General features: G+C 66.5%; 3 protein-coding genes. 2 read left to right on the top strand and 1 reads right to left on the bottom strand.

The window, feature by feature from the left end:
- Together JSV65_14820 and JSV65_14815 are read left to right on the top strand one after the other, a co-directional pair.
- Positions 1-410 (top strand): hypothetical protein (locus JSV65_14820; GenBank protein UCH33821.1); only part of this gene is annotated, 410 nt, incomplete at its 5' end.
- A 528-nt stretch (positions 411-938) separates the two neighbouring features.
- Positions 939-1,529 carry a hypothetical protein gene (locus JSV65_14815; GenBank protein UCH33820.1) on the top strand — a complete coding sequence of 197 codons (591 nt, stop codon included), beginning with the start codon at positions 939-941 and terminating at the stop codon, positions 1,527-1,529.
- Between the two features lie 278 nt (positions 1,530-1,807).
- Here the strand turns inward: JSV65_14815 and JSV65_14810 are convergent.
- A partial coding sequence (locus tag JSV65_14810) for a DUF4838 domain-containing protein (protein ID UCH33819.1) occupies positions 1,808-3,968 on the bottom strand: 2,161 nt, incomplete at its 5' end.

Raw genomic sequence — 3,968 nt, 5'->3', positions numbered from 1 at the left:
TGCGCGGGGAGGAGTTCGCGGGCTGGCCGTATCAGGTCTGGGAGCACGGCATCTACACCTTCACTCGCTCCGTCCGCACCCCCGACTGGCTGATGATCCGCGTCCTGCACCCCGGCCTGTATCCCTACGACGAGCCGATCATGCTGCACGACATGCGCGCCGACCCGCACCAGGCGACCAACCTCGCCGCCGAACGCCCGGAGATAGTGGGGGAGCTGTCCGCGTTGATGGAGGAGTGGCGGCAGGAGCAGATTCAGAAGGGCGGCGCGCCGGATCCGCTGGAGCAGATGGTCGCCGAGGGGCCGTTCCCGTACTATTCCCCTGAGCGGATGTTCGAGCGGCTGGAGCAAACCGGCCGCGCCCACGTCATCCCCGAACTGAAGGCCCGCCTGAAGCGCTATCAGCCATAGAGTCCGGTGGCTTGCCGCGGGACAACTGATACGCGCGGATTGTTCCGCTGCAATCAACCGAGTCGCAGCGGGCGCCTCGGCTGTGCTCGCGGAGTGCAGGGCCGCGAGCGCGCCGCGCCTGCGACCTCCGCGCCCCTGTGCGGCCGGGCGCGGCGTTCCGACCGTGTCCGGCTCGGCGGTTAGGAAGGTAGCCCAGGCCGATGTCGGTTTCAGACGCAGGGAAGACATTCCGGCGAGAGGAAGACCGCTGCAGACCCGCCCTGTCGTGGCGAGGCGTGAGGACTACCGCCATCCCGTCGGGGCCGCAGGATGCAGGAGCAGGGGCAGCGGAGATGAACGATCTGGCGCGTGACCCATGCGCGCGCGTCGAAGGCAGCATGAATAACCCAGGGAAGCTCACTCCCTGATTCATCCCAGGAACGCTGAGAACCGACACCATGGCATTCCGCGCAGCAGGCCGATCGGCAAGGCCGCCTCGAAACGGCTATTGTTCGCGGACTGCCCCCAAACGAGGAGGTGCTCAACATCATGGGAAGAGCCTACCGACGTCCCTTCAGTGCGTTCGCGCGCCGCAGTACGGTTCTCCTGTCGTTCGTCGCGGTGATCGTCCTAGCGGGATGCGCCGGCAAGGACGACGCGGGTCAGACCGATCGCTCAGCGACACCCACGCCGGAGCTCAGGCTCATCGTCGATGATCAGGAAGTGGCGGTTCCGCTTGAGATGATGGACATATTCCTGGTCGAGGATGATGCCTACCCGGAAACCTTTGAGATCCGCGGGCCCGGCGTGCTGCTCGTGGGCGAGTTTCCACTCGACGTGCACGTGGATTACGAGGCGGACCTAGGCGTGCTGCGAGGCCGCGAGATAGCTATCCAGGCCAGCGGGGGCGAACGCGGGGGCCAAGACGGCCAACCGCAGCAATCGATTCTCACGCTGCCGGGCGGGGTGCCGCTGGCCGTTGTGGGCGGGTGGTTCGTGGTGGATGAGAGCACCGGCCCGCGGGAGGGAGTGCGCGGCGACGGGAGCATTTCCGGTCGCATCAGCATTCAGGTGCAGGATGAGTTTGGCGTCAACACGTTGGACGGAGAGTTCTCCGTGCAGGCGACAACGTGGGGGTAGCCGGCACGTGATGTCGTGACGTGGCTGGCATCCCTCCGGGCTTGTGCCGTCTCATCAGAGCGGGTGAGGAAGGCACCGGGGAGCGGAATAGAAGGGCGCGGCTCCCAGCCTCCGATACAACACGGGAGCCGCGCCACTACTCCGAACAGGGGACTGGCCCGAAGCCATCCCGGTTCTGAGATACCCGCCGGATACCAACGCCAAACCGCACCGACGCGCGAGTGCGGCGCACGTGAAGACGATTACCGGCGACATGCGACAGGCATGAAGAAGGCAGCCTATTCCCCCGTCTCGCGCGCTACGAGACCTTCGAGCAGCCGGATGTCCAGCTCCCGGTTCGCGCCTATCAGATAGACCGGCTGGTACACCCCGCCCATGCCCAGGCGGTTGAGCACCTTGACCGCGACTGTGTTAGCGGCGCCCAGCTTCACGCCCGGCCGCGGGTCGAACGCAAACGGCGTGATCCAGATCACCTCCGGGCGCAGCCCGGTGCTGTCGCAGGTATGCTCGAAGGCGAGCCGCCCGTTGAGATACACCCACGCATCCTCATCCACCGACCCGAAGAAGAGGTAGAGGTGCTTGAAGTCCGCGAGATCCGCCGGCACGGTGACCGCCTGCCGGTACCACCCGACGCCGGTGTAGTTAGGGAAGCCCTGCACCTCCCAGCCGCAGTTGCGGTCGGAGCGCACCTCCGCCCACTTGCCGTCGTCAAATCCTTCCCTGAACCACCCCCCCGCCTCGCCGCGCTCCTTCGGGTCCGTGGCGAACTTCCAGGTATTGGGCAGCGGCCACACCGTGGCCTCTCCAGGAGCGATCTTGGGCAGCTCCTGCCACACCCGCAGGTTCTCCCGAAACTCCGCCATCTTGGGTGCCACCGCGCCGCCCTCGCTCACGCGCGCGATGTTCTCCTGCTGCACTACCGCCTCGAAATCCTCGATCAGCGCCTCATAGGCCTCGACGCCGGTCCCCTCCGGTCCCCGGCAGAGCTGCACGTACGTCAGCGGGAGGCGCGCCAGCCGCACCCGCTGCTCCATCTCCGGCTGCCCCGCCACCGCGGCAAGCGCCTTGTCGAACGCCTCTTGCACGGCCTTCGTTGTCTTCATGCTCGGGAAAGGCGAATTGCTGCTCACGAAGCAGCCGAGGTAGAGGTCGTTATCCACGGCATCCCGGTGCACCAGGTCAAGGTACTTGCCCACGTGCGGCCCGGCCGCGCCGTAGTAGCCGTTCAGGAACTCGCGGATGAGCGCGCGGTCATCCCGCTCCGGATTCCACAGCAGCTTCGCCAGCACCCACGCCTTGAGCAGCGCCATGTCGCCGCCGAGCGTCGTGTATGACCCCTGCTCGAAGATGCCGCGCACCCCGTGGTTGACGAACGTCCGCACGTTCGGCCCGAGGACGTACACGTTGGGCTGCGGCCACATGTAGTTCGCGAAGTTCGTGACGTAGTCCCAGACGTAGAGCCGCTGCGACACTTTGCTCCATCCCACCAGGTCGCGGAAGAACGTACGGTTGCTCGGGTGGGTGAGGGGTTGCGCGAAGTTGCACTCGATGCTGCACAATCGCACGATGACATTGGGCTCCGGGCGCACGTACTTCGGCGGCTTGCGCGTGTACTGGTAGGCGAGGGTGTCAATCGCCACCTTGGGGTGCTCCTTGCCGACCTCCCGCGCGACGTAATTCACGAAATGCAGCAGGCTCCCCGCATGGGACCCTTCCTTCTCAGCCAGCGCCTTACAGTTCGGGCACTCGCAGTAGCCCGCGGCGTCGTTCTGAGAAACGGAGATGATGTTGGCCGTCGGGTTCGCCCGCGCCCATTCCTTGACGCGCTCCGCCACGAAGCGCTTCAGCTCCTCGTTGGTCAGGCAGAGCTGCACGTACCCGTCGCTGCGCTTGCCGCCGGTGAACGCGAACCATTCCGGATGCTCGGCGAAGTACTCGCCAGGCGGCACCAGCGACGCGAAAGTATGCACGAACCCCTGGTAGGTGATCTTCCCCCCGCGCGCCGCGTCCAGCCGCGCCGAGGCGCCGTTCGCCTTGTTGCGCACCGCCCAGTCGCCGTCGAACGCATCCGCGAAAAACGGCTCCCGGTTTTCCAGAATCGGTACCTGGCGGTCGTTGATCGCCCCGATTCGAATGGTGCTGTGCCGGGGAATCGTACTCGCCGTGGAGGTCCACCAGCGGCACCCCAGGTAATCCTCGAGGAACGTGTACACGGCGTAGAGCGTGCCGCGCGGCTCGCCACCCGCCAGGAGCAGGTACGGCGGGCTGGTGCGAATCACGAAGCCGTCATGGCCCAGGGGCCGCATGTAGCGCCCGGGGAACGCCCGTCGCGCCGCACGCGCCGGCCCGACGAAGATCGCCGGGCCGCGCGACCACTCCGCCTCCGGAACCACCGCGACCTCCGCCCCGCTGATCTGCTTCAGGAACGACGCCAGTTCA

Source organism: Armatimonadota bacterium (genome assembly GCA_020354555.1).
Classification (GTDB): Bacteria; Armatimonadota; Hebobacteria.
The sequence above is the reverse complement of the archived record's forward strand: the minus strand, read 5'-3'. Positions and strand labels throughout refer to the sequence as shown.

Coding starts and splice junctions, on each gene's coding strand:
- JSV65_14815 (UCH33820.1), top strand. CDS start 939: ATGGGAAGAGCCTACCGACGTCCCTTCAGTGCGTTCGCGCGCCGCAGT.